The following is a 23074-nucleotide window of genomic DNA, read 5'->3' on the forward strand; positions in this document are numbered from 1 at the left end:
TCTTAGGCGTCGAGCGCGGACATGACGTGCTTGATGCGCGTGTAGTCCTCGACGCCGTACATGGAGAGGTCCTTGCCGTAGCCGGACTGCTTGAAGCCACCGTGCGGCATCTCTGCCGTGAGGAGGATGTGGGTGTTGATCCAGACGGCACCGAAGTCCAGGTCGCGGCTCATGCGCATGGCCGTGCCGTGGTCGGTGGTCCAGACGCTGGACGCCAACGCGTATTCGACGTCGTTGGCCAGCTCAAGCGCTTCGGCTTCCGTGCTGAACTTCTGGACCGTGATGACCGGGCCGAAGGTTTCCTTCTGCACGATGTCGTCGCTCTGCTTGGCGCCGGTGATGATGGTGGGTTCGAAGAAGAAGCCCTTCTCGCCAGCGCGGTGACCGCCGGTGACGATCTTGCAGTCCTCCGGCAGGTTCTCCACCACCGAGGTGACCGCGTTGAAGTGGTTCACGTTGTTGAGCGGGCCGAAGTAGTTGTCTTCGTCGTTCTGCGAACCGGTCTGCAGGGTCTTGGTGTGCTCCACCATGGCCGCCACAACGTCGTCGTGGACCGATTCCTCAATGAGGACGCGGGTAATGGCCGTGCAGTCCTGGCCTGCGTTGAAGAAGGCAAACTCGGCGATGGCCGCAGCGCTCTTCTTGATGTCCGCGTCCTTGAAGACGATCGCGGGAGCCTTGCCGCCGAGTTCCAGGTGTGCGCGCTTGAGGCCCTTGGCTGCGCCGCTGGCAACCGCGATGCCTGCACGGACGGAACCGGTGATGGACACCAGGCCGGGGACCTTGTGCTCCACCATCAGCGAGCCGGTTTCGCCGGTACCCAGGACAACGTTGAGGACTCCGGCGGGGAAGATCTCGCCTGCCAGGCGGGCCAGGACCAGGGTGGATTCAGGGGTGGTGTCCGAGGGCTTCAGGACAACGGTGTTGCCGGCGGCCAAGGCGGGGCCGATCTTCCAGATGGCCATGAGGAACGGGTAGTTCCACGGGGCAACCTGCGCTACGACGCCGATCGGTTCGCGGCGCACGTAGGAGGTGTGGCCCTCGAAGTATTCACCGGCGGACTTGCCTTCAAGGAGGCGTGCGGCACCGGCGAAGAAGCGGAGCTGGTCGGCGCCGGCGGCAATTTCCTCGGATGCGATGAGGGAACGGACCTGGCCCGTGTTGCGGTGCTGGGCTTCAACGAGCTCGTCGCTGTTGGCCTCGACGGCGTCGGCAAGCTTGAGCAGCATGAGCTGGCGCTGGCCGGGCGTGACGTGCTTCCAGGTCTTGAAGGCTTCCTTGGCTGCGGTCATGGCGGCGTCGACGTCTGCCTGCACCGAAATGGGTGATTTGGCGACGATCTCCCCGTTGGTGGGATTCACGACATCCAGGAGACCCGTACCTGACGGCGTAACGAACTCGCCGTTGATGAAGTTCTGCAAGGTTTGAACCACGGTGTGCAACCCTCTTTCGGTGTGTTGGCATGGGCTGGTTAGCTGATCAGAGCCTATGCCAGCAGGGTGTCCCAAGGAATAGTCAGCTGCACACTCCCAGACCCGGCTCTTAGTGCGCTTGCCCAGTGCCGGGTTACCCTTGTATCCATGGCCATGTCCCTCGCTTCGCTCCTTGCTGTCCCCTCCCTGAAACTCCGGAAAACGGGGGCGGCGGAGACTACATGGAACCAGGACATCAGCTGGGTCGCCGTGACCGAACTTGAGGATCCGCAGCGGTTCCTCAGCGGCGGCGAACTGGTACTCACCACGGGCCTGCGCCTCAAGAGTGCCGCCGACCAGCGACGATTCGTCCGCCAGGTCCAGCGGGCAGGCGCCGTGGGGATTGGCTTCGGCATAGGCCTCACCCACGAATCCGTTCCGGAAGCCTTGATCGCCGAGGCCAACCGGTGGGGACTTCCCTTGGTTGAGGTGCCCTACGAGATTCCGTTCATCGCCATCGGAAAGCTCGTTGCAGAGTCCCATTCCGCGGACCACTATTCCAACCTGGAACGCCTCCTGGCCGGCCACCAGATCCTTGCCCGTTCGCTCCTCACCGGTGGCGGCCTGGCCGAACTCCTCAAGCAACTGGGCAGCATGCTCCGCACGGACGTGGTGCTCACCCAGTTCAGCGCGCAGCTCTACAACAGCGTTCCCGGAAAGCCGGCCCCGACGGCGGAAGGCTGGGCTTCGTACCCGATTCCCACCGGTCGCCGCGACGCCTGCACGCTGTGGTTGCGGCAACCCTTCATCGACTCCGGGATCGTCAGCTACGCGCAAAACCTCATCAGCGTCGAGCTCAACAACATGGTCAAGCAGCGGCAGGCCCAGCGTGCCATGGCCGGCCAGGTGTTGGACGACGTCATCCACGGCACGCTGGAGACCATTGAGGCCGCCCGCCGTTTGGCCGGGGTGGGCATCAACAGCACCCGGAAGAACGTGGTGCTGGTTGCTGAATCCACAGCACACCACAAGCAACTGGTCAGCATCTCGCTGCCCCAAGCGCTGGAAGGTGGCGTGAGCGCCGTCGTCGGGAAGGATCTGGTCACCGTGGTGACCGACGACGGCAGCTCGGCCACCGCTCTTGCCAAGAGCCTCAGCGATCACTTGCAGGAGGCCGGCATCCACGCGGTGATCGGCATTGGCGGCGCCTACACCAAGCCGAACGGCCTGCGCTGGAGCTACTTCGAGGCCCGCGACGCCGTGGCCCATGGCCTGCCCGTCAATGAGCCTGAGCGCCTCAGCCTGACCTCGTTGCTGCTCGCGAGCGAGGACGTGCCCTTGGCGGATATGGCGAGCGAGTCGCTCACTCCCCTGCGCAAGTTCGACGCCGCCCACGGTGCCGAACTGGTGGCCACGCTGGAGAGCTACCTGAACCACAACGGCTCGGTCGCGGCTGTTGCGGAAGCACTCACGCTGCATAGGAACACCGTCCGCTACCGGCTGGCCCAGATCACCGAGCTCACCGGCTACGACCCCTCACAAACCCAGGACCGCGTCCAGTTATGGCTGGCTTTGGCGGTCCAGCGCCTGGGCTCCCGAAACCCGCGGTAAGCGTACGACGGCGGCCACCCCTCCGGGTGCCGCCGCTCACCGTTTGAGCGGCGTGAGTTGAGCGCCGCGGAGAGATTCGCCACAGAAGTGTAGACATTAGACGTCAAACGTCTAACCTTTAGATATGGCTACGACGACTCCACTAACGACGACAGGAAACATCCCTACGATCTCCCCCGGCGCTGCCGCGAGTGCAGCGAATACCGCCGCCAAGGCACCCAGGTCACGAGTCGTCGTCGTGGTTGGCATCATTGCCGTCGTCCTTATTGGCCTGAACCTTCGCGCCGGCATTACCAGCGCAGCTGCCCTCTTCCATGACCTGCAGCAGTTCCTCGGCTATGGCGCCCTGGTGGCCTCGATCCTGCCGTCCATTCCGTTGCTGTGTTTCGCGGTTGCCGGGCTGGGGACCTCCTGGCTGACGCGCCGGGTGGGCGTCGAGAAGGCCATCTTCATCGCACTGGCCCTCCTGGCCGCCGGGCTCCTGGTCCGCGGTGTTCCCGTGACCGGCGCACTCCTGGGCGGCACCGTCCTGGCCATGTCCGGGCTGGCGGTGTGCAACGTAGCCATGCCGTCGCTCATCCGTGAGCATTACTCGGACCGGACCTCCATGATGACCGGTGTCTACACCTTCACGATGTCCGGTGGTGCCACCTTCGCCGCGGCAGTCAGCGTGCCCCTCGCGCAGCAGCTTGGATCGCCATCCATGGGCCTGGCTGCTTGGGGCCTCCTGGGGGTCGCGGCCTTGCTCGGATTCCTCCCGGTAGTCCTGCACAGCCACAGGAACTCGGCCAAGTCCGACCGTCCCCGGGTTTCCATGTGGCCGCTCCTGAGGACCCGTTTGGGCCTCCTGATCACCGCGATCTTCACGTTCCAAGCCTTCCTTGCCTACGCCGTGATGAGCTGGTTCGCCTACATCCTCACATCGCAAGGACTCAGCGCTTCCGAAAGCGGCCTGCAGTTCGGCGTGATGCAGCTGGTATCCGTTGCGGCGGGCATGATCCTGTTGACGCTCGGCTCCCGCCCCGGCATGCTGCGGCCCGCTTTGTACCTGGCCAGCAGCTCCACGCTGGTGGCCATCGGCACCATGCTGTGGCTGCCGACGTCGCTCGCATTCATACCGGCAGTGCTGTTCGGCTTCGGCCTGGGCATCTTCCCGCTGGTCCTGGTGATCATCAGCCGCAGCGGAGGTTCGACGGCGGAAACCACCGCGCTCTCCACCATCGCCCAATCGCTGGGATACTTGATTGCGGCCATCGGCCCCTTTGGCATGGGGCTGCTACACAGCGCCACCGGCGGCTGGGTGTTGCCGTTGAGCCTGCTGTCCGTCGTGGCCGTGGCGCTCATGGTCACCTGCCACCTGCTCACCAGCAAGCGCACTGCATCCAAGACCCAACCGAGGACGGCATGACCCTGACCCCTTCGCATCGCCCGGTCCTTGCCGAGGAGATCACCGCCAAGCTGCGGGACATGATCAAGACCGGCGAGTGGCCGCTGCAGGAACGTATCCCGGCAGAGCCTGAGCTCATGGCCTCCCTGGGTGTTTCGCGGGGAACGCTGCGCGAAGCCATCAAGGCCCTGGCGCACTCCGGCATGCTGGAAGTCCGCCGCGGCGACGGTACGTACGTCCGGGCCAACAGCGAGATCTCCGGTGCAGCCCAGCGCATGTACAAGGAGCACACGCAGGAACACATCGTCGAGGTACGGCTGGGGCTCGACACCCAGGCCGCCCGGCTGGCAACGAAGCATGCCACCGTTGAGGACATCGCCGAGATGCGGCGGCTCCTGGCGCTTCGCCACGATGCCTGGTTCGCCCAGGACTACCCCGCCTGGGCCACCGCGGATTGGGAGTTCCACGAACGCGTGGCGTTGGCCTCAGGTAATCCCCTGCTGCACCAGCTCTACGTTTCGTTCGGCGGTGTCTTCCACAACGATCTCCTCCGCCAGCAGCGCAAGGACGGCTTCAACGGCATCCCGCGCGAAGGCCACGACGAACTCGTTGATGCGTTGGAGGCCCACAACCCCGAGGCCGCCGTTTCCAGCGTGTACCGGAACCTGGATTTCTGCGCCGACAAGACGCCGCTGCAGTTCTGAGCTATGGGGCGAGCTTGATGCCCGCCCCGGCTGCATCCTTGAAGCGGGCATCGATGAGCACTGCGTCCCGGCCTGCCCTATCCAAGAGACTCGCAGCAACACTGGCCCGGTAGCCCGTGGCGCAGTGCACCCAGATCCTGGTCTCCGGCAGCTCAGTGATCCTGGTGGGGAGCTCATAGACGGGGATATTCACGGCATCCTGTACGTGCGAGGCCTTGAATTCCTCCCGCCTCCGGACATCCAGCACCACATCGTCCTGAGCCCTCTCCTTCAGCAGCAGACTCCAGTCGCCATGGGGGTAACTGGATCGTGGCGCCCGCGGCGCCAACATTCCGGGCGAAAGCCCGACGGCGGCATCCGGGCTTTCGATCCCGATCCTCGCCAGGTCACGGATCGCCTTTTCCACGTCAGCGTGTGAGCCGAGGAGCGTGAGCGGCTGGTTCCAAGGGATCACCCAGCCAAGATAACTGGTGAAGTTGGAACCGTTTCCGTACTCAAAGGCAACGCTGCCTTGCAGGTGATCCTCCGCGAAGGCAACCCGGTGCCGGAGATCCACCACCCACTCTCCCGCGTGCAGGCGACGTGACAATTCGGCAGCCTCCACGGATGCCGGAACGTCCAAGTGCACAGCAGCGGGACCGGCTGCGTTCAACGGGCTCATGTGGGCGTAGTACGCAGGATACGCCGTGATGTTCTCCAGCAACTCCGCCACGAAGTGCTCTTCACTCGGGTCAGTCAGGGCATGGTTATGCGCTGACTGTTCGGCCATCGTGGACGACTCCTGGTGGCTCGCAGGGCCGATGGAACAGAAGGAGCCGAAGCCGTGGGTCGGGTAGAGCGAGGCTTCCGGGGTTGCTGCGGCAACGAGTTTCCGGACCGAAGAATACTGCGCGTGGGCCAAGGCCTCGGTGTGGTCCGGAGCGACCAGGTCCGTCCTTCCAACCGACCCGTACAACAAGCTGCCGCCGGAAAACACGGCCTCCGTGCCGCCGTCGTCCACTGCGTCACGGACCACGTACGCCAGGTGCGTGTGGGTATGACCCGGTGTCGCCACCACCCGCACCGATAGGCGTCCCACAAGAAAAGCGTCCCCGTCCGAGACAGGTGTGCGCGCAAAAGAGACGTGGTCCGCCGCGTTGACCAGGTAGGCGGCTCCGTGCTTTTCAGCGAGGGCCAGGCCGCCGGTGACGTAGTCATTGTGGAGGTGCGTTTCCGCGACATGTGTGATCCGAACACCCGCAGCAGCCGCGGCGGCTTCCACCCGGTCGATGTCCCGCTGGGGGTCGATCACCAGCGCCAGGGAGCCGTCGTGGACCAGGTAGCTGCGGTCTCCCAATTGCGGTGTTTCAATGACAACAACGTCCATGACTCAGATTACCGCCGGCCCGGAGCCCTTAAACAGCAGCGGGGCCACCCATCATGAGTGGCCCCGCCGTGCGGTAAAACTAGACCTGCGCGGATACACCGTCACGGGAGATGTTGACCATGTCCTCGCGCGGCACAACCTTGATGCGCTCACGGGTCACCTCGACGCCGTGCGAACCGCCGGCTTCGGTGGCCGCTGCGCCAAGGGCGAGTTCGTGGGCATCCAGTGCCAGCCAGCCTTCCCAGCTGGTGAACTTCACGCCGCGGGAATCCAACAGATCCACGACGGCGTCTGCCGAAGGAACCTCTGCGAACGGCAGGTTCTCGCGGTCCTCCAGCAGGTAGGTGACCGTTTCGAGGGCATCGCCCTTGGTGTGGCCGATGAGGCCGACGGGACCGCGCTTGATCCAGCCCGTGGCGTAGAGGCCCGGGACGTGCTGGCCGTCGGCATCCAGGACGCGGCCGCCGTCGTTGGTTACCACGCCCTTCTTGTGGTCGAACTCGACGTCCGGCAGGGCAGAGCCAAAGTAGCCGATGGCGCGGTACACGGCCTGGACCGGGTAGTCGATGAACTCGCCGGTGCCGCGGGCGTTGCCCGTGCCGTCCAGTTCCGTGCGCTCGAACTTGATGCCGGCAACCTTGCCCGGGGTCTCCGGGGAATCGACGATCTCCACCGGGCTGTGCAGGAAGTGCAGGTGCAGGCGGCGGGAAGCCTTGAGCTCGGAGAGGTCCTCGGGCTGCTCGGCGATCCAGTTGGTCAGCGTGCCGACCATGGTCTTGGTCTGGTTGTTGCTCTGCACCTGGCGGTCGGACTCTTCGTCGAACTCGAAGTCCTCGGCGTAGAGGATGATGTCAACGTCCTTGGAGTGCGAGAGTTCACGCAGTTCCAGCGGGGTGAACTTCACCTGGGCCGGGCCACGGCGACCAAAGACGTGCACGTCCGTGACCGGGGAGTTCTTCAGGCCGGCGTAGACGTTGTCAGGGATTTCGGTAACCAGGAGGTCATCGGCGTGCTTGGACAGGACACGGGCCACGTCGAGTGCCACGTTGCCGTTGCCCAGGACCGCGATTTCCTTGGCATCCAGCGGCCACTCGCGCGGCACATCCGGGTGTCCGTCGTACCAGGAAACGAAGTCCGCGCCGCCAAAGGAACCCTCCAGCTCGATGCCGGGGATGTTCAGGTCGGCGTCCTTGATGGCGCCGGTGGCGAAGATCACGGCGTCGTAGTGCTTGCGGAGGTCCTCGATGGAGATGTCCGTGCCGTAGTCCACGTTGCCGAAAAAGCGGATGTCGCCGCGGTCCAGCACCTTGTGCAGGGCGTTGACGATGCCCTTGATGCGGGGGTGGTCCGGGGCAACGCCGTAGCGGATCAGGCCGTACGGCGCAGGGTAGCGGTCGAAGAGGTCGATGCTGACGTTGAGTTCGCCGCTCTTGACGGCCTCGCTCTTGGTCAGGATGTCAGCTGCGTACACGCCGGCCGGGCCGGAGCCGATGACGGCGACGCGAAGCGGACGGTCCGCAGAACCTACGGGGGTGCTAATTGACACGGCTGTGTTCCTTCTTCTTTTCGGGCCTCCCAACTGAGTCGCAAGTGTGCGCGTTTGAAGGCTCAAAGCGCGCTCTACTGCTGCCTGGTTGGGCCGGGGGCTAGTTGGTGCGGACGCGGGGACGGTTGGGGGTAATGGTGCTGTAGTCAGCGGTCTTGAAATGTTCCGGGGCGAAAGGGCTGACGCGGACGACATCTCCGATCACAATCACCGCTGGATTGGCCACGCCCACGGCTTCCGCTTGGTCCGCAATGCTTCCCAAGGTGCCGATTGTGACGCGCTGATCCGGCAAATACCCGTTCTCTACGATACCTACTGGAGTGTCCAAAGGCAGACCCGAGCCTGCCAGCGCAGCCGCGGAGTCACGCAATTGCGCCACTCCCATGAGCAACACCACAGTGTGGTCGGGGCGTGCGGGAACCTCGGACAACTCCTCATGGCCGGTGACCACGCTGAAGCCCTTGGCCAGTCCTCGATGCGTTACCGGGATACCGGCGGCAGCGGGAACAGAGATCGCAGACGTCACGCCGGACACCACTTCAACCTCGACGCCGTTTTGCCGGCAGTATTCTGCTTCCTCGCCGCCGCGGCCAAGGACATAGGGGTCGCCGCCTTTGAGGCGTACCACCCGGTTGCCCTGAAGGGCCTCCTCCACGAGGATGCGGTTGATCTCAAGCTGCGGTACAGGGTGGTGGCCGGGGGTCTTGCCCACCTCGATGATGCGGACGTCGGGGCCCAGCTCTTTGAGCAGCTCGCGCGGACCAAGACGGTCGGCAACCACGACGTCGGCCTGGCCCAGCAGGCGGCGACCGCGGACGGTGATGAGCCCGGCGTCGCCCGGTCCACCGCCGATGAGGGCGACGGAACCCGTGGAACCTGTGCTGTCCGCTTTCCGGTGGCGCCGCATCGGAAGGTCACCGGTTTCCAGTGCCGTCGCAACTGCGTCTCGGAGGGCCATGGCTCGGCGCGGGTCTCCCCCGGCGTTGATGGCGATCTTGACGTCGTCCACCTCGGCGACAGCGGGCGTCCAGGCAGCGGATGCTTCGTGATCGGAAGCGTTGACGCACCAGATGCGCTGCGCCTCGGCGTCGGCCGCTACCCGGGTGTCCACAGCGGCAGTGCCAGTCGCCGTTTGGACGAACCAGACGCCGTCGAGGTCTTCAGTGCGGTACTCCCGGGGCTCCCAAACGAGCAGCCCGGAGTCGACCAGGGCGAGGAGTTTTTCGGAGGCAACGGGAGCGACCACCGTAACTTTCGCACCGGCGTCGAGCAGCCCCTTGGCGCGGCGTGCGGCGACGGGTCCGCCGCCCACAACCAGCACCGGGCGGCCGAGAAGCCGCAGCGCGGTGGGGTAGATGTCCTGAATTGCCATGAAAAAACTGTAGGGCGGCGCCGTAACATGCTTCAAAGGCCCGGACACACCCGGTAACGCTGGGTAACGCGGCGTCACAAAAGGTTTCAAAACCGCCGTCTGGCTAAAAGACGGACCAGCCAGTGCGGGTTGTGAATTCGTCCAGCGCGGCAACGCCTGCCACCGAGTTTCCGGACCGTCCCAGCCCCGGGCTCCAGACACTGATGGCACACTTGCCGGGAACGACGGCGACGATGCCGCCCCCGACGCCGCTCTTCCCGGGCAGTCCTACCCGGTAGGCGAATTCGCCTGCGGCGTCGTAGGTACCGCAGGTGAGCATGACGGCGTTGATCCTCTTGGTTTGGGCCGGTGACAGCACCAGTTCTCCCCCGGCCCCCAGCCCATTTGACGCAAGGAAGCGGGCGGCAAGGGCAAGGTCTTCGCACGTCATGGCCAGGGCGCACTGCTGTGCGTAGGACTCCAGGACGTCTTCCACCGGGTTCTCCAGGTTGCCGCAGCTGGCCAGGAAATGCGCGAGCGAAGCGTTCCTGTGGCCACTGCCCAGTTCCGATGTCGCAACCCGTTGGTCCGTATCCACCAGGTTGTTTCCGGACTCTCGCCTCATCAGCTCCCGTACTGCTCCGGCGGCGTCCCCGGTCAGGCTCAGCAGCCTGTCGGTCACCACGATTGCCCCGGCGTTGATGAAGGGGTTGCGGGGTATTCCGTCTTCGCTTTCCAACTGGACCAGGGAATTAAAGGGGTTCCCCGACGGCTCCCGGAAGACGCGCTTCCAGATTCCGTCGCCGTCGCTGGAAAGGACCAGTGCCAGTGCGAAGACCTTGGAAATGCTTTGGATGGAAAATTCAACGTGGGCGTCGCCGGCGGAGTAGACCTCGCCGTCGCGCGTCACCAGGGAGATACCGAACTGGTAGGGATCCACGGCGCCGAGCTGTGGAATATAGGCGGCCACTTGTCCTTGGCCGACGTGTGGTTGAACAGCTCCTGCGATGTCTTCAAGTAGGTTCTGGATGTCCATCTTTACCTTTACTGGCTTCGTCAGCCCCCTCCTCATTGAAGGGGCTTACATGTGCGCCCGCGGTGTTCCCTCAGCGACGCACACAGCCAATAAGGGTACCGGCGTTTCAAGGCCTCCGTGGACGCCTGCCGGGGAGGTTACCCCACGCGCCCGGCGCTCCATCCGAACGCCGGGGCGATGTGCTGTGCCACGTTGCCCAGGAGCTTCGCGTTGTAATCGACGCCGAGCTGGTTCGGCACAGTCAGCAGCACCGTGTCTGCAGACTGGACTGCTGCATCCTTCGCCAACTCTTCTGCCAACTGGTCCGGTTCGCCGATGTAGCTCTTACCAAAACGCGACAACGCGCCGTCGAGAATTCCCACCTGGTCCTGGCTGTCCGCTTGGGCGCGGAGGCCGAAGTAGTGGTTATCGACGTCGTCCACGATCGGGATCACACTGCGGCTGACCGAAACCCTCGGTTCGAAGCCATGTCCGGCAGCGGCCCAGGCTTCCCGGAACATCCGGATCTGCTCGGCTTGGAGCTCGTCGAAGGGCACGCCGGTATCTTCGGTGAGGAGCGTCGAACTCATGAGGTTCATGCCCTGCTCAGCTGCCCACACCGCCGTCTTGCGGGTGCCGGCACCCCACCAGATCCGCTGCGTCAGGCCGGGCGATTGCGGCTGGATGGGGAGGAGGCCCGTGGCGCCGCCGGAATAGTGCGGGTCGGCCTCGGCCACGCCGTGTCCGGCGATGGCTTTGCGAAACAGCGCCGTGTGGCGCCGGGCCATGTCGCCCCCGTCCTCGCCATCGGCAGGGACGTATCCGAAATTCGCGGCACCGTTCCGTGCAGGCTCGGGCGAACCACGGCTCACGCCCAGTTGCAGCCTGCCGTCACTGATGAGATCCGTTGCTGCGGCTTCCTCGGCCATGTAGAGGGGGTTCTCGTAGCGCATGTCGATCACCCCGGTACCCATTTCGATGCGGCTGGTCCGGGCTGCGATCGCACTCAACAGCGGAAACGGCGAGGCCTGCTGGCGCGCGAAGTGGTGCACACGGAAGAAAGCGCCATCAATGCCCAGTTCCTCCGCGGCGACCGCGAGTTCAATCCCCTGCTTCAGGGCCTCACCGGCAGTTGGGACCAGGGAGCCTGGGACACGGGCCCAGTGGCCGAAGGAAAGGAAGCCGATCCGTTTGTTGTGCATGCCCGTCACAACGCCGGTGAATGCCTGCTCATTCCTCAGGAAGCGCCTTTTGTGCTGTGAACTGCTACACCACCAACCGCGGATGCTCTCTCACATCACGCCCCCTCCTGACCGTTCCTCTCTCACATCACGTCCCCTCCTGACCGTTCCTCGATCACCTCACGCCCCCCTCCTGACCGTTCCTCGATCACCTGATGAGCGAGGGTCCCGAAATAAGGGCGAACATCTGAGAGAGCGTTGGAATTGCGGAGCTAGAATCGGCCAATGGGGCTCCTAACCTTCAGCATCAATGTCACTCTGGACGGTTGCGTCGATCACCGGGAGGGGATCGCGGATGATGAAACGCATGCCTACTACACCCGGCTCTTGGAGGAGAACGGAGCCATGCTCTGGGGCCGAACCACGTACGAAATGATGGAAGCCTACTGGCCTGCGGTCGCGCGGGGCGAGGTCGAAGCGCCGCCGGCTCTGAGAGATTGGGCGGTGGCCCTTGAGGACAAGCCGAAGTACGTCGTCTCCGCAACGCGGACCAACTTTCCATGGACCAACAGCCACCATGTGACGGGTGATCTGCAAACGGCCGTGCAGGATCTCAAGGACTCTACCCCCGGCGGGGTCCTGGTGGGCAGCGGCAAACTCGCCTCGGAGCTGGACCGGCTGGACCTGATCGACGAGTACAGGTTTCTGGTCCACCCTATGATCACCGGTCATGGTCCAACCCTCTTTCACCAAGGGTTACCCAGTACCCGACGCCTTGAACTGGTTACGTCGCGGCCGCTCAGCAACGGGGTTGTCGCCGTGCACTACCGTCGGGCCGTTTAGGGGTACGTGAGAGAGGAACGGCCAGGAAACCGGCGTTACGTGAGGGAGAATCTGAACGCAAAAGCCCGACGGCGGGAGTCGCCGTCGGGCTTTTGCGTTTGCGTTCTTGAACGGGTCAGCGCGAGCTTCCCGCCAGCAGGCCGCGGCGCTGCAGGAGGCGCTTCTCGATGGGGCCGAACACGAGCAGTTCGATCAGGATGCCCACGAAAAGGATGAGCAGGATCGCGGACATGACGATCGCCATGTCGGACAACGCACGGCCCTGGTCCAGCAGCGAACCCAAACCGAAGCCGATGGTGCCACCGACTGCGATGATTTCGGCAGCCATCAGGGACCGCCACGAGAAGGCCCACCCCTGCTTCAAACCACCGATGTAGCCGGGAAGGGCCGCCGGGAGGACGATCTGCAGCGCCATCTGCAGCCGGTTCGCACCAAGCACCGTGCCGACGCTGCGGAACTGCGGCGGAATCTGGTCGACGCCGGAAATGAGGCCGTTGATGATCGACGGGATGGCACCCATGAGCACCACGAAGTACACGGTGGCGTCCGTCAACCCGAACCAGATAATGGCTGCAGGAACCCAAGCCACGGAGGGCAGGACCTGCAGACCGGAGATCAGCGGCCCAAAAGCACGCCGAAGAGGTGCAACCTGTGCCAGCAACAAGCCAATCGGCGTTGCCACCACGACGGAAATCAGGAAGCCGATCAAGCCGCGTTGCAGGGAAGTCCAGACCGATTCCTGGACCTTGCCTTCACTCCACAAGACGCCCAACTGGGTCAGTACATCCAACGGGCCCGGCACCTGGTCGCGCCGCTTGAACCCCAGCGAGACGTAGAACTGCCACGCGAGGACAAGGACAACCAGGGCCGCGATCGGGAGCAGGATGCGCTTCCATTCGATTCCCGCTTTCCGGCCGGTGTCCGACTGGAGGTTGTCCAGCCCGGCTTCAAGGTCGCGAAGCTCGGAGGGGTTGCCCTTGATGGACGGCGAGGTGATGTGGTTCTGGTCGCTCACAGGGAGGGTCCGCTCTTCGGTGGTCTGGTTACTTGGCATGGCGGCGGATCTCCTCGCGAAGTCGTCGGGTAATGACGCCGGTCAGCTCCCCTGCACGGCCGGCATCGGTGCGGTGTTCTTCAGTGACGTCCCATTCTGCGACGACCCGGCCGGGACGCGAGGACAGCAGCAGTACCCGCTGCCCCAGGCGCACGGCCTCGCGGACATTGTGGGTCACGAAAATGATGGTGCGCCCGGTTTCCTTCCAGATCCGCTCCAACTCATCGTGCAGAAGGTCGCGGGTGATGGCGTCGAGCGCAGCGAACGGCTCGTCCATGAGCAGCACCTGGCGGTCCTGGGCCAGCGACCGGGCAAGGGCCACGCGCTGGCGCATGCCGCCGGACAACTCGTGCGGACGCTTGTCCCCTGCACCACCAAGGTGGACGAGCTCCAGCAGCTCGGTTGCCCGGGAACGGCGGCTCGCCTTGCTGCTCGACTTGTCGGCCAGCTGCAGCGCCAGTTCGATGTTGCCGCGCGCGGTCAGCCACGGGAACAGCGCCGAGTCCTGGAACATGAACGCCGCACCGTCGCTGGGGACTTCCAAAGCGCCCGACGTCGGCTGCTCAAGTCCGGCGATGATGTTCAGCAGGGTGGACTTGCCGCAGCCGGACGCACCGAGGAGGGCGACAAACTCGCCCTGCCCGATGGTGGCATTGACGTCGTCCAGGACGGGAGCCCCGTCGCCGAAGCGTTTGCCCAGGTTCTCCAGTACGACTGGCATGGTCCCGTCCTTCGTTTGTTGTTCGTCAAGCTGGTACTGCGTGAGCCGCGACCGGAAGGGCCCGGATGCGGCCAATGGCCGGCCCGCCCCACGAGAGGGCGGACCAGCCTGTTACTGCTTAGTCCTGGCCGAGTCCGGCGGCGGAGGTCTTCTTGCCCTCCACCTCGTTCAAGGCGCGGAGGTCGAAGATGCCGTTGATGTCGGCCGTCTTGGTGGTGCCTGCGTCAACACCGTCCTGGAGGAGCTTCTTGTACGTTCCAGCCAGGGGGTCGGTGGTGAACTTGATGTTCTGCAGCGCGCGGTCGATCACGTTGGCCGGAAGCGGCTTGCCCGCGGTGTCCTTGAGGACTGCGTTGATGGTGGACGCCTTTTCCGAAGCCGAAGCGGAGTTCAGCCAGTTCACGGATTCGACGTGGCCCTTCAGGAGAGCCTTGACCGTCTCGGGGTGCTCGGCAGCGAACTTCTTGTTCACGATCAGGATGGTGGTGGTGAAGTCGCCCTTGTCCCACAGGTCCTTCTCGTCCACCAGGACCTTCGCACCGGCTTCGAGCACCAGGCGGGAGGCCCAAGGCTCAGGCAGCCACGCGCCGTCGAGCTTTCCGTCCTGGAAGAGCTTCAGGGTCTGGGCGTTTTCGGTCGGGTTGATGTTGACGTCGCCGCTGCCGTCGGGGTTGGTCTTGTAACCCTGGTGGCCGAGCCAGGCGCGGAGTGCCACGTCCTGGGTACCGCCGAGCTGCGGGGAAGCGAGGACCTTGCCCTTGAGGTCGGCTGCGGAGTTGATTTCCGGCTTGACCACCAGCTGGGCACCACCGGAAGCTGCGCCGGCGATGATGCTGATGGATTCGCCGTTGCTCTTGACGAAGGAGTTGATGGCCGGGTTCGGGCCGATGTACGTGGCGTCGATGGCTCCGGCGTTCAGGGCTTCGATCGCAGCGGGGCCTGCGTTGAAGATCTGCGTGCTGAGCTTGGTGCTGCCGAGCTCCTTCTGGATGAAGCCCTTGCTGGTGCCAACCAGGGCCGGGCCGTGGGTGACGTTGCTGAAATAACCGAGCTTGAGCTCTGCTGCCGGCGTGGTGGCCGGAGCCGGTGCCGCCTGGTTGCTGTTCGAAACAACGGAGGCGACTGCCGCACCTGCACCGATCAACAGGACCAGGCCAACGGCCAGTCCGATCTCGAGGGTGCGGCGGCGCTTGGGCTTGGCCGGGGTCTGGCCCGCGACGATGCGGGTGGTGCCGGAATCAGATCCGGGCTTGGGTGACTCGGGAGTATTCGACATGGGGAGGTCCTTAGGAGATTTTTGGATGCGAAGCGGGGCGAGATCGGGCCCCTAACATCGCCCGTCGAGGGCAAGGAAGGACCGTTCCGGAGTGGTCATGAGTTCACAGTAGGGACTGTCATATTTCGGCTTCAATCCCGTAGAAATCAAGGTTCATGAAGGGTCACTTTGCGTCATATTCGCTGCGAGGCCTTCAATGTCCCGCGGATTCGTGCGGCAGCAGCCACCCACCAAACGCGCTCCCAACTCCCGCCAGTCGGCAGTGTTTCCAGCCAGCGTCCCGCCGCCCCGGAGACCCTCCGAAGGAGCCCACGTCTTGGTCACGGCGTCGTAGATCTCCCCCGAGTTCGGATACGCCACCAAGGGAGCATCCGTGGCCTCGTGGAGGGTGCCGAGCACTGGAGTCACAAGATCCAGCGGCACGCAGTTAACCCCGACGGCGGCAACGCGCGGTTCCGCGCTGAGCAGCGCCGCCACGTCCGCAAGCGGCGTTCCGTCACTGATGCGGGCACCGTCCCGCAGCGTGAACGTGAACCAGGCTTCGACGTCGTACTCCCCCACGAGTCCAAGCAGCGCCTCCACTTCGGCGTACGAAGGCAGCGTCTCGCAGGCCAGGAAGTCTGCTCCCGCCTCAACCAGCGCGGCGATCCGCGGCCGGTGGAAGTCCCGGAATTCCGCGGCAGAAAGCGTGTAATCCCCGCGGTACTCGGAGCCGTCGGCGAGGTAGGCGCCGTACGGTCCCACCGAGCCGGCCACCAGCAAGGGCCCCGAACCGGGGTTGGCCGCGAGGTGCTCCTGCCTGGCTTCATCGGCGAGCCGGACACTCCGGGCCACCAATTCCAAGGACTCCTCCAGGGACAGCCCGCGCCGGGCGAAGCCAGCCGGTGTTGCCTGGTAGCTGGCCGTGATCGCCACGCTTGCTCCGGCGTCGAAGTAGTCCCGGTGGACCTGCTTGATCAGCTGCGGCTGCTCCAGGAGGACCTTGGCAGACCACAACGGATCCTCAAGGTCGCAACCGTGGGCTTCCAATTCCGTGGCCAGGGCTCCGTCCAGGACCAGGTTCTTCCCGGCGTCCAGGAGGGTGCTCAGGGTGGTGTTGCGGGGCATATGGCCTTCCCAAAAAGAAACCGCGGCTTGTTCGGACATCACGCTCCACAAGGGAGGGAGCAGCGAACAAGCCGCGGTTTTGTTGCTGTGTGTGTCCTTAGATGACGTAACGTTCGTCTTCGTGGTCACCCGGGTGGTCCTTGACCAGGCCTGCGGCAAGGGTGTTGCCGTCGATCGGGTCGATGACCAGGAACGCACCCGTGCGGCGGTGGCGCAGGTAGTTCTCCAGGGGCAGGGCTGCGGCGAGGCGAAGCTGGGCGTTTCCGATGTCATTGAGTTCCAGGCTCGACGCCGGCTCAACCTTGAACGACGCAAGGTCAAGCTTGCCGGACACGCTGCGGACCAGTGCCTGGACCGTGCGGGTACCGTGCTTTACCAGGACCTTCTGGCCTTCGCGCAACGGCTTCGGGGAAAGCCAGCACAGCGAGGAGTACAGGTCTGCGGAGGCCTCGCGTACCGTGCCGGCCGCAGCGATGGTGTCGCCGCGGGCAATGTCCAACTCGTCAGCCAGCCGCAGGGCCACCGATTGCGGAGCAGCGGCTTCCCCGAGCGAGCGGCCTGCGAAGTCGATGCCGACAACCGTGGTGTTGCGTGGTTCGTGGCCCGGCGTGAGCACCGTGACCTCCTCGCCGACCTTCACGGAGCCCTCCGTGATCTGGCCTGCGTATGCCCGGTAGTCACGGTAGGCTTCAACGTCCAGGCCACCTGCAACTGCATCGGGGGCCAGCGCGCCCTGCGGCCGGATAACCAGCTGGACAGGGAAGCGGAAGCTTTCCAGTTCGGCTTCGAGCTCATCGGCGGCTGGGAGGGTTTCGAGGACCTCTAGCAGGGCGGGACCGGTGTACCAGGGGGTGCGTTCGGAGCGGTCCACTACGTTGTCGCCATCCAGCGCCGAGACGGGCACCACCAGCAGATCGGCTACGCCATCCGATCCAAGTCCCAGTTCCCGGGCAACCTTCTGCACGTCCGCTTCGATGTCGCGGAACACCTGCTCGCTGAAGTCCACCAGGTCGATCTTGTTCACGGCCACGATCACGTGGGCCACGCGCAGCAACTGCAGCACGGACAGGTGGCGGCGGGTCTGTTCGAGGACACCCTTGCGGGCGTCAATGAGTACGACGACGGCATCCGCAGTAGACGCGCCCGTCACCGTGTTCTTGGTGTACTGAACGTGGCCGGGGCAGTCCGCCAGGATGAAGCTGCGGCGGTCCGTTGCGAAGTAGCGGTAGGCGACGTCGATAGTGATGCCCTGTTCACGCTCGGCACGCAGGCCGTCGGTCAAAAGGGCGAGGTCGATGCCGCCCTTTTCCCCGCCGAAGCCACGGTCCGCGGAGGTGCGGGCAACGGCGTCGAGCTGGTCGGCAAGGATCGCCTTGGAGTCGTGGAGGAGGCGGCCCACCAAGGTGGACTTGCCGTCGTCGACCGATCCGGCAGTAGCGAAACGGAAGAGCGTGGACGGCAGCGGAGCAGATTCCAGGCCGTCTGTGGCGGCGATGAGGGATGCGGTTTCGGTGCTCATTTAGAAGTAGCCGTCCTTCTTGCGGTCTTCCATGGCTGCCTCGGAGATGCGGTCATCTGCGCGGGTGGCGCCACGTTCGGTCAGGGTGGAGGCAGCGACTTCAACAACGACGTCGGCCACGGTGTACGCGTCGGACTCGACGGCACCGGTGCAGGACATGTCGCCCACCGTACGGTAGCGGACCGTCTTGGTGATGACTTCCTCATGCGGGAGCGGCTGGGAGACCTCGCCGACTGCACGCCACATACCGTCGCGGGCGAACACCTCGCGCTCGTGGGCGTAGTACAGGCCGGGCAGTTCGATGTTCTCGCGCTCGATGTAGCGCCAGATGTCCAGCTCGGTCCAGTTGCTGATCGGGAACGCGCGGACGTGCTGTCCCACCGTGTGGCGGCCGTTGTAGAGGTTCCACAGCTCCGGGCGCTGGTTCCGCGGATCCCACTGCCCGAACTCGTCGCGGAGGCTCAGGATGCGCTCCTTGGCGCGGGCCTTGTCCTCGTCACGGCGGCCGCCGCCGAAGACGGCGTCGAACTTGTTCTGCTGGATCGCGTCCAGGAGGGGGACGGTCTGCAGCGGGTTGCGGGTACCGTCGGCGCGCTCGGCGAGTTCGCCGCGGTCGATGAATTCCTGCACTGAGCCAACAACCAGCTTCAGGCCCAGTCGCTCAACGGTGCGGTCGCGGAAGTCCAGGACCTCCGGGAAGTTGTGTCCCGTGTCGACGTGCAGAACCGGGAAGGGAACCTTGCCCGGCCAAAACGCCTTGGTGGCCAGGTGCAGCATCACCACGGAGTCCTTGCCGCCGGAGAAGAGCAGCGCAGGCTTCTCGAACTCGGCGACTACCTCACGGATGATATGGATCGCTTCGGACTCGAGGGTGTCCAGTGAGCTGAGGCGCTCGACCGAGGGGGCGTCGACTGCCGCTGCAACTTCCACTGTGGACTCCTCTGTTGTGTACGTGCTCATGTGTGTAGTCCGCATTCTGTCTTGTCGGTACCTGCCCAGCGGCCGGCGCGGGGGTCTTCGCCCGGGGCCACTTTGCGCGTGCAGGGCTGGCATCCGATGGACGGGTAGCCCTGGCTCAGGAGGGGGTTGACGGGGAGGATGTTGTCCTCGGAGTACTCCACCAGCTGGTCAAAGCTCCAGTCGACCATCGGGTTCACCTTGACCAGGCCAAAGCCTTCATCCCAGGTGACCACGGGGGTGTTGGTGCGTGTGGGGCCCTCGTCACGGCGGACACCGGTGAACCACACTTCGTAGCCCGCCAGCGAACGGCGCAGCGGCTGGACCTTGCGGAGCGCGCAGCACTTGCCGGGGTCCCGTGCGAACAGGTCCTTGCCCAGCAGGCGGTCCTGCTGCTCAACGGTGTTCTCCGGCAGGACATCCACCACGTTGACCCGCAGGTTTGCCGCGACCTCGTCGCGCGTCTGGTAGGTCTCCTTGAAGTGGTAGCCCGTCTCAAGGAAGAGGACGTCGACGCCGGGAATCTGGTCGGCGACGAGGGCCGGCAGCACGGCGTCGGCCATGGAGCAGGCCACAGTGATAGCGGGCAGTTCGAAGTTCCGTGCCACCCACGCGATGATGTCTGCTGCGGGGGCGTTCCAGTCCAGCTCAGCGGCACCGGCTGCAGCCAGTGCCTTGAGTTCCTCGGTGGAGCGTTTAGTGGCTGTGGTCACTGCAAGTCTCCTTCATCTGCGGAGTGTGCCCACTCAGCGAAGGTCTGGCCCTCAGCGCCAATCTCGACGAACTTACGGACCACGCGCTCCACGTAATCGGGCAGGTCTTCCACCGTGACCTTGAGGCCGCGGACGGTACGTCCCAAACCTGCTTCCTCGCGCTCGTTGTTTGCCAGCCCGCCACCAAGGTGGACCTGGAAACCCGGGGTGGGGTCGCCGTCGGGCGTTGGCAACATCATGCCCTTGAGGCCGATGTCGGCAGTCTGGATGCGCGCGCACGAGTTCGGGCAGCCGTTGATGTGGAGGGACAGTGCCTGCGGCAGTTGCTTGGTCTCCACGAGGTCAGCCAGGCGGCGTTCCAGTTCGGCAATCGCGGTGGCGGCGGTGACCTTGGTTTCCACGATCGCGAGCTTGCAGAATTCAATGCCCGTGCAGGCGATGGTGCCGCGGCGGAACACGGACGGACGGGCGGAGAGGCCCAGGGTGTCCAGTTCGGCGATCAGCGGTTCCACCTGCTCTTTTGCAACGTCGAGGATGACGAGCTTCTGGTGCGGGGTGGTGCGGAGCCGGTAGGTGCCGTGCTGCTCCAGCGTGTCCGCGAGCTTCACGAGAGCTTCGCCGGAGGTACGGCCAACAGTAGGGGCAACACCAATGAAGAACTTGCCGTCCTTCTGCTCGTGGACGCCGATGTGATCGCCCGGTGCGTTTGGCTTCGGCGCGGCAGGTCCGTCCGGAAGCTTGAAACCGAGGTATTCGTCCTCAAGGATCTGGCGGAACTTGGCCGGGCCCCAGTCGTTCATGAGGAACTTCAGGCGGGCTTTGGTGCGCATGCGGCGGTAGCCGTAGTCACGGAAGATGCTGGTGACGCCGAGCCACACTTCGGCAGCAACGTCTGCGGAGACGAACACGCCGAGGCGTTCGGCAAGGCGCGGGTTGGTGGACAGGCCGCCACCCACCCAGAGGTCGTAACCGGCGCCGAGCTCGGGGTGGACAACGCCAACCAGGGCAAAGTCGTTGATTTCGTGCACCACGTCCTGGGACGGGTGGCCGGTGATGGCCGTCTTGTATTTGCGGGGCAGGTTTGCCAGTTCCGGGTCGCCGATGAAGCGCTCGGCGAGCTCGTGGATCAGCGGCGTCGGATCGATGATCTCGTCCTTGGCAATGCCGGCAACCGGGGAGCCCAGGATGACACGCGGAACGTCACCACAGGCCTCGGTGGTGGACAGGCCCACGGCTTCCAGGCGGCGCCAAATTTCAGGGACGTCTTCAACACGGATCCAGTGCAGCTGGATGTTCTGGCGGTCCGTGAGGTCGGCGGAGCCGCGGGCGAAGTCCACGGAAATCTGGCCGATCACGCGCAGCTGCTCAGTGGTCAGCGCACCGCCGTCGATGCGTACGCGCAGCATGAAGTACTTGTCTTCGAGCTCGTGCGGTTCAAGCGTTGCGGTCTTGCCGCCGTCGATCCCGGGCTTGCGCTGCGTGTAGAGGCCCCACCAACGGAAGCGGCCGTGCAGGTCGGTGCCGTCGATCGAGTCAAAGCCTTCTTTTGAGTAGACAGACTCAATGCGTTCGCGGACGTTAAGCCCGTTGTCTTCCTGCTTCCAGGTTTCGTTCGCGTTGAGGGGCGTGGTGCCGTCAACCTTCCACTGACCGTGGGGTTTGGCGGCCGGGCGGGTGCGTGCGGGGCGCTTTGAGGCTTCGGTGTCCGCGGGCGCACCGGCTACAGCTGTATCTGTCATATATCCAAGGTAGGGGCGGCCAGATTTCGCCAGCAAAGGTCCGGAAATGTTGAGTCACCTAAGGAAACACTTCGTCATGAACGGCCCCGCAGCCTTGTACTGACGGGCTTCTTATGCAGTCATTTCCCCCGTCATTTGAGGGCAAGGGCCTTCAGGAAAGGCTGTCCTTGATTGCGTCATATCTCTCCAGTGCGATCTCGGCCAGGACCTTCGAAGGCAGCAGCGGATCGGTCACAACGTCTGCTCCCGCCTTGAACAACTGGTCATGGAAATACCCGGTCGCCAAGAGATAGGACGCGACGAAAACCCGACCCCCGCTTGAACCGAGCTCCTCCCGCAAGGAGGCAACGCCGTCGGGCACGTTCGGCTGGGCACTGGCCCCGTAGGCGACACTCACCTTGTTGGGCAGCAGCCCGGCGAGCAGCCGCGCCTGCTCCTCGGAATCAATCGAGCCGTCCGGAAGTGATGAGCCGGCGGCAGCCAGCAGGACGCCGTCGTTCTCTTGGAGCCCGGCGGCGTGCAGGCGCGCCGCGAGCAGCTCCGCGAGCCGCGCATCCGGGCCGATCGGCTTGGCGGCAACAACCTCCGGCCGGCTCTTGATCGCCTTGGGCACGTCCACCTTGATGTGGAAACCTGTGGACAGCAAAAGCGGTACGACGACGGCGGCAGTCCCCTCAGGCAGCCCCTCCACCACCCCGGACAACTCAGGCTCCTGAACGTCCACGTAGGCCTCGAGGACCTGCAGCCCGGGCCGGAGTTCTTCGATTTCGGCCATGACCTGCCGGATGGCTGCCTGCCCTTCGGCGTTGCGGGTTCCGTGGGCGCAGGCGATCAAGACGGGGCTGTTCATGGGAGCTAGCGTAACGTTGAGCCAGCACCAGTTGAGAAGCACGTAAAGAAAGAACCGTCCACTTGATTTCCCTTGACACCGTTCTTTTGTGGCTCGACCTCATCGGCGTGTTCTTTTTCGCCGTCTCCGGCTCCCTCCTGGCTGCACGGAAGCAGTTCGACTTTGTCGGTTCCATACTGCTGGCCTCCATTGTTGCCCTGGGTGGCGGCGTCATCCGCGACATCATCATCAATGCCGCGCCGCCGGTAGCCTTCACCAACCCTGCGTACCTTGCCCCGCCGCTGCTTGCTGCGCTGCTGGTGTACTACTTGTTCTCGTCGGTCCAGCGCTTCACCTCCCTTTTGACGCTGTTCGACGCCGGCGGGCTGGCCTTGTTCTGCATCACCGGCACGCTGAAGGCCCTCTCAGCAGGGATGAACCCGGTGACCTGCATCCTGCTGGGCGTCACCACCGCCGTGGGCGGCGGTCTCTTGCGGGACATTACGGCCAACGAGATCCCCACCCTCTTCGACAACCGTGACATCTACGCCTTGCCGGCCTTCGTGGGTGCGGGCCTGACCACTCTGTTGTGGGACCTTGGACTCTTCAGCGGACTGACGGCCTGCGTCATAGCCGGCGTGGTTTTCGCCTTCCGCGTTACTGCTTGGCGGCGCGGTTGGTACGTGCCTTTGGCGGTCCGTGGATGGCACCGCGCGGGCGCAAATCCGGGGGTCCGGGATTAG

20 protein-coding genes are annotated in these 23074 nt (G+C 64.6%); 5 read left to right on the plus strand and 15 right to left on the minus strand.

Annotated elements, in window-relative coordinates; genetic code table 11:
- Positions 1–2 precede the first annotated feature (2 nt).
- Positions 3–1433, minus strand: coding sequence for a gamma-aminobutyraldehyde dehydrogenase (locus ACIPY2_RS13910; protein WP_400266976.1), 1431 nt, complete (start codon positions 1431–1433; stop codon positions 3–5).
- A 147-nt stretch (positions 1434–1580) separates the two neighbouring features.
- Here ACIPY2_RS13910 and ACIPY2_RS13915 point away from each other — a divergent pair, with 147 nt between their 5' ends.
- The 3 genes from ACIPY2_RS13915 (at position 1581) to ACIPY2_RS13925 (ending at position 5114) form a co-directional block, all read left to right on the plus strand.
- On the plus strand, positions 1581–3023 hold the full coding sequence (locus ACIPY2_RS13915; protein ID WP_400266977.1) for a PucR family transcriptional regulator: 1443 nt from the start codon (positions 1581–1583) through the stop codon (positions 3021–3023).
- Between the two features lie 124 nt (positions 3024–3147).
- Complete coding sequence (locus tag ACIPY2_RS13920) at positions 3148–4431, plus strand: MFS transporter (protein WP_400266978.1); 1284 nt, start codon at positions 3148–3150, stop codon at positions 4429–4431.
- The gene (locus tag ACIPY2_RS13925; protein ID WP_400266979.1) at positions 4428–5114 is read left to right on the plus strand and encodes a FadR/GntR family transcriptional regulator; all 687 of its coding nucleotides are present in this window, start codon (positions 4428–4430) and stop codon (positions 5112–5114) included. Before ACIPY2_RS13920 ends, ACIPY2_RS13925 begins: the two co-directional genes overlap by 4 nt.
- 1 nt (position 5115) lies before the next feature.
- On the opposite strand, the gene ACIPY2_RS13930 is transcribed toward ACIPY2_RS13925, so the two are convergent.
- From ACIPY2_RS13930 to ACIPY2_RS13950, 5 genes are all read right to left on the minus strand, one after another.
- Positions 5116–6480: a rhodanese-like domain-containing protein gene (locus tag ACIPY2_RS13930; RefSeq protein ID WP_400266980.1), complete on the minus strand. Its 1365-nt coding sequence runs from the start codon at positions 6478–6480 to the stop codon at positions 5116–5118.
- Positions 6481–6559: 79 nt separating this feature from the next.
- On the minus strand, positions 6560–8026 hold the full coding sequence (locus ACIPY2_RS13935; RefSeq protein WP_400266981.1) for an FAD-dependent oxidoreductase: 1467 nt from the start codon (positions 8024–8026) through the stop codon (positions 6560–6562).
- Positions 8027–8126: 100 nt separating this feature from the next.
- Complete coding sequence (cobA, locus tag ACIPY2_RS13940) at positions 8127–9398, minus strand: uroporphyrinogen-III C-methyltransferase (RefSeq protein ID WP_400266982.1); 1272 nt, start codon at positions 9396–9398, stop codon at positions 8127–8129.
- 103 nt (positions 9399–9501) lie between these two features.
- Positions 9502–10413: a glutaminase gene (locus ACIPY2_RS13945; RefSeq protein ID WP_400266983.1), complete on the minus strand. Its 912-nt coding sequence runs from the start codon at positions 10411–10413 to the stop codon at positions 9502–9504.
- Positions 10414–10550: 137 nt separating this feature from the next.
- Positions 10551–11594, minus strand: a complete 1044-nt coding sequence (locus ACIPY2_RS13950; protein WP_400266984.1) for an LLM class flavin-dependent oxidoreductase — start codon at positions 11592–11594, stop codon at positions 10551–10553.
- Positions 11595–11858: 264 nt separating this feature from the next.
- Here ACIPY2_RS13950 and ACIPY2_RS13955 point away from each other — a divergent pair, with 264 nt between their 5' ends.
- Positions 11859–12416 (plus strand): dihydrofolate reductase family protein, encoded by a 558-nt coding sequence (locus ACIPY2_RS13955; protein ID WP_400266985.1) that lies wholly within the window; start codon positions 11859–11861, stop codon positions 12414–12416.
- Positions 12417–12531: 115 nt separating this feature from the next.
- Here ACIPY2_RS13955 and ACIPY2_RS13960 read toward each other — a convergent pair whose 3' ends face one another.
- The 9 genes from ACIPY2_RS13960 to ACIPY2_RS14000 form a co-directional block, all read right to left on the minus strand.
- A complete protein-coding gene (locus ACIPY2_RS13960; protein ID WP_400266986.1) occupies positions 12532–13470 on the minus strand; it encodes an ABC transporter permease in 939 nt (312 codons plus the stop codon).
- The gene (locus ACIPY2_RS13965; RefSeq protein WP_400266987.1) at positions 13460–14191 is read right to left on the minus strand and encodes an ABC transporter ATP-binding protein; all 732 of its coding nucleotides are present in this window, start codon (positions 14189–14191) and stop codon (positions 13460–13462) included. Before ACIPY2_RS13965 ends, ACIPY2_RS13960 begins: the two co-directional genes overlap by 11 nt.
- A 118-nt stretch (positions 14192–14309) precedes the next feature.
- Complete coding sequence (locus tag ACIPY2_RS13970; RefSeq protein WP_400266988.1) at positions 14310–15467, minus strand: ABC transporter substrate-binding protein; 1158 nt, start codon at positions 15465–15467, stop codon at positions 14310–14312.
- 153 nt (positions 15468–15620) lie between these two features.
- The gene (gene mmuM / locus ACIPY2_RS13975) at positions 15621–16574 is read right to left on the minus strand and encodes a homocysteine S-methyltransferase (RefSeq protein WP_400266989.1); all 954 of its coding nucleotides are present in this window, start codon (positions 16572–16574) and stop codon (positions 15621–15623) included.
- Between the two features lie 97 nt (positions 16575–16671).
- A complete protein-coding gene (locus ACIPY2_RS13980; protein ID WP_400266990.1) occupies positions 16672–18093 on the minus strand; it encodes a sulfate adenylyltransferase subunit 1 in 1422 nt (473 codons plus the stop codon).
- Complete coding sequence (cysD, locus tag ACIPY2_RS13985) at positions 18094–19053, minus strand: sulfate adenylyltransferase subunit CysD (RefSeq protein ID WP_400266991.1); 960 nt, start codon at positions 19051–19053, stop codon at positions 18094–18096. It abuts the gene before it with no gap.
- Positions 19050–19763 carry a phosphoadenylyl-sulfate reductase gene (locus ACIPY2_RS13990; RefSeq protein ID WP_400266992.1) on the minus strand — a complete coding sequence of 238 codons (714 nt, stop codon included), beginning with the start codon at positions 19761–19763 and terminating at the stop codon, positions 19050–19052. Before ACIPY2_RS13990 ends, cysD begins: the two co-directional genes overlap by 4 nt.
- Positions 19760–21502 carry a nitrite/sulfite reductase gene (locus ACIPY2_RS13995; protein WP_400266993.1) on the minus strand — a complete coding sequence of 581 codons (1743 nt, stop codon included), beginning with the start codon at positions 21500–21502 and terminating at the stop codon, positions 19760–19762. The genes ACIPY2_RS13990 and ACIPY2_RS13995 overlap by 4 nt, the downstream gene beginning before the upstream one ends.
- Before the next feature lie 151 nt (positions 21503–21653).
- Positions 21654–22352, minus strand: a complete 699-nt coding sequence (locus ACIPY2_RS14000) for a sirohydrochlorin chelatase (RefSeq protein ID WP_400266994.1) — start codon at positions 22350–22352, stop codon at positions 21654–21656.
- 62 nt (positions 22353–22414) lie between these two features.
- On the opposite strand from ACIPY2_RS14000, the gene ACIPY2_RS14005 reads away from it, so the two are divergent.
- Positions 22415–23074: a trimeric intracellular cation channel family protein gene (locus ACIPY2_RS14005; protein WP_400266995.1), complete on the plus strand. Its 660-nt coding sequence runs from the start codon at positions 22415–22417 to the stop codon at positions 23072–23074.

This window comes from Paenarthrobacter sp. NPDC089675, assembly GCF_044749185.1.
GTDB lineage: Bacteria > Actinomycetota > Actinomycetes > Actinomycetales > Micrococcaceae > Arthrobacter.

Bases quoted from the DNA above. Each gene is read 5' to 3' on its own strand.
- ACIPY2_RS13915 (WP_400266977.1), top strand. From the start codon at position 1,581: ATGGCCATGTCCCTCGCTTCGCTCCTTGCTGTCCCCTCCCTGAAACTC.
- ACIPY2_RS13920 (WP_400266978.1), top strand. From the start codon at position 3,148: ATGGCTACGACGACTCCACTAACGACGACAGGAAACATCCCTACGATC.
- ACIPY2_RS13925 (WP_400266979.1), top strand. From the start codon at position 4,428: ATGACCCTGACCCCTTCGCATCGCCCGGTCCTTGCCGAGGAGATCACC.
- ACIPY2_RS13930 (WP_400266980.1), bottom strand. From the start codon at position 6,480: ATGGACGTTGTTGTCATTGAAACACCGCAATTGGGAGACCGCAGCTAC.
- cobA (WP_400266982.1), bottom strand. From the start codon at position 9,398: ATGGCAATTCAGGACATCTACCCCACCGCGCTGCGGCTTCTCGGCCGC.
- ACIPY2_RS13945 (WP_400266983.1), bottom strand. From the start codon at position 10,413: ATGGACATCCAGAACCTACTTGAAGACATCGCAGGAGCTGTTCAACCA.
- ACIPY2_RS13950 (WP_400266984.1), bottom strand. From the start codon at position 11,594: ATGCACAACAAACGGATCGGCTTCCTTTCCTTCGGCCACTGGGCCCGT.
- ACIPY2_RS13955 (WP_400266985.1), top strand. From the start codon at position 11,859: ATGGGGCTCCTAACCTTCAGCATCAATGTCACTCTGGACGGTTGCGTC.
- ACIPY2_RS13960 (WP_400266986.1), bottom strand. From the start codon at position 13,470: ATGCCAAGTAACCAGACCACCGAAGAGCGGACCCTCCCTGTGAGCGAC.
- ACIPY2_RS13965 (WP_400266987.1), bottom strand. From the start codon at position 14,191: ATGCCAGTCGTACTGGAGAACCTGGGCAAACGCTTCGGCGACGGGGCT.
- ACIPY2_RS13970 (WP_400266988.1), bottom strand. From the start codon at position 15,467: ATGTCGAATACTCCCGAGTCACCCAAGCCCGGATCTGATTCCGGCACC.
- mmuM (WP_400266989.1), bottom strand. From the start codon at position 16,574: ATGCCCCGCAACACCACCCTGAGCACCCTCCTGGACGCCGGGAAGAAC.
- ACIPY2_RS13980 (WP_400266990.1), bottom strand. From the start codon at position 18,093: ATGAGCACCGAAACCGCATCCCTCATCGCCGCCACAGACGGCCTGGAA.
- cysD (WP_400266991.1), bottom strand. From the start codon at position 19,053: ATGAGCACGTACACAACAGAGGAGTCCACAGTGGAAGTTGCAGCGGCA.
- ACIPY2_RS13995 (WP_400266993.1), bottom strand. From the start codon at position 21,502: ATGACAGATACAGCTGTAGCCGGTGCGCCCGCGGACACCGAAGCCTCA.
- ACIPY2_RS14000 (WP_400266994.1), bottom strand. From the start codon at position 22,352: ATGAACAGCCCCGTCTTGATCGCCTGCGCCCACGGAACCCGCAACGCC.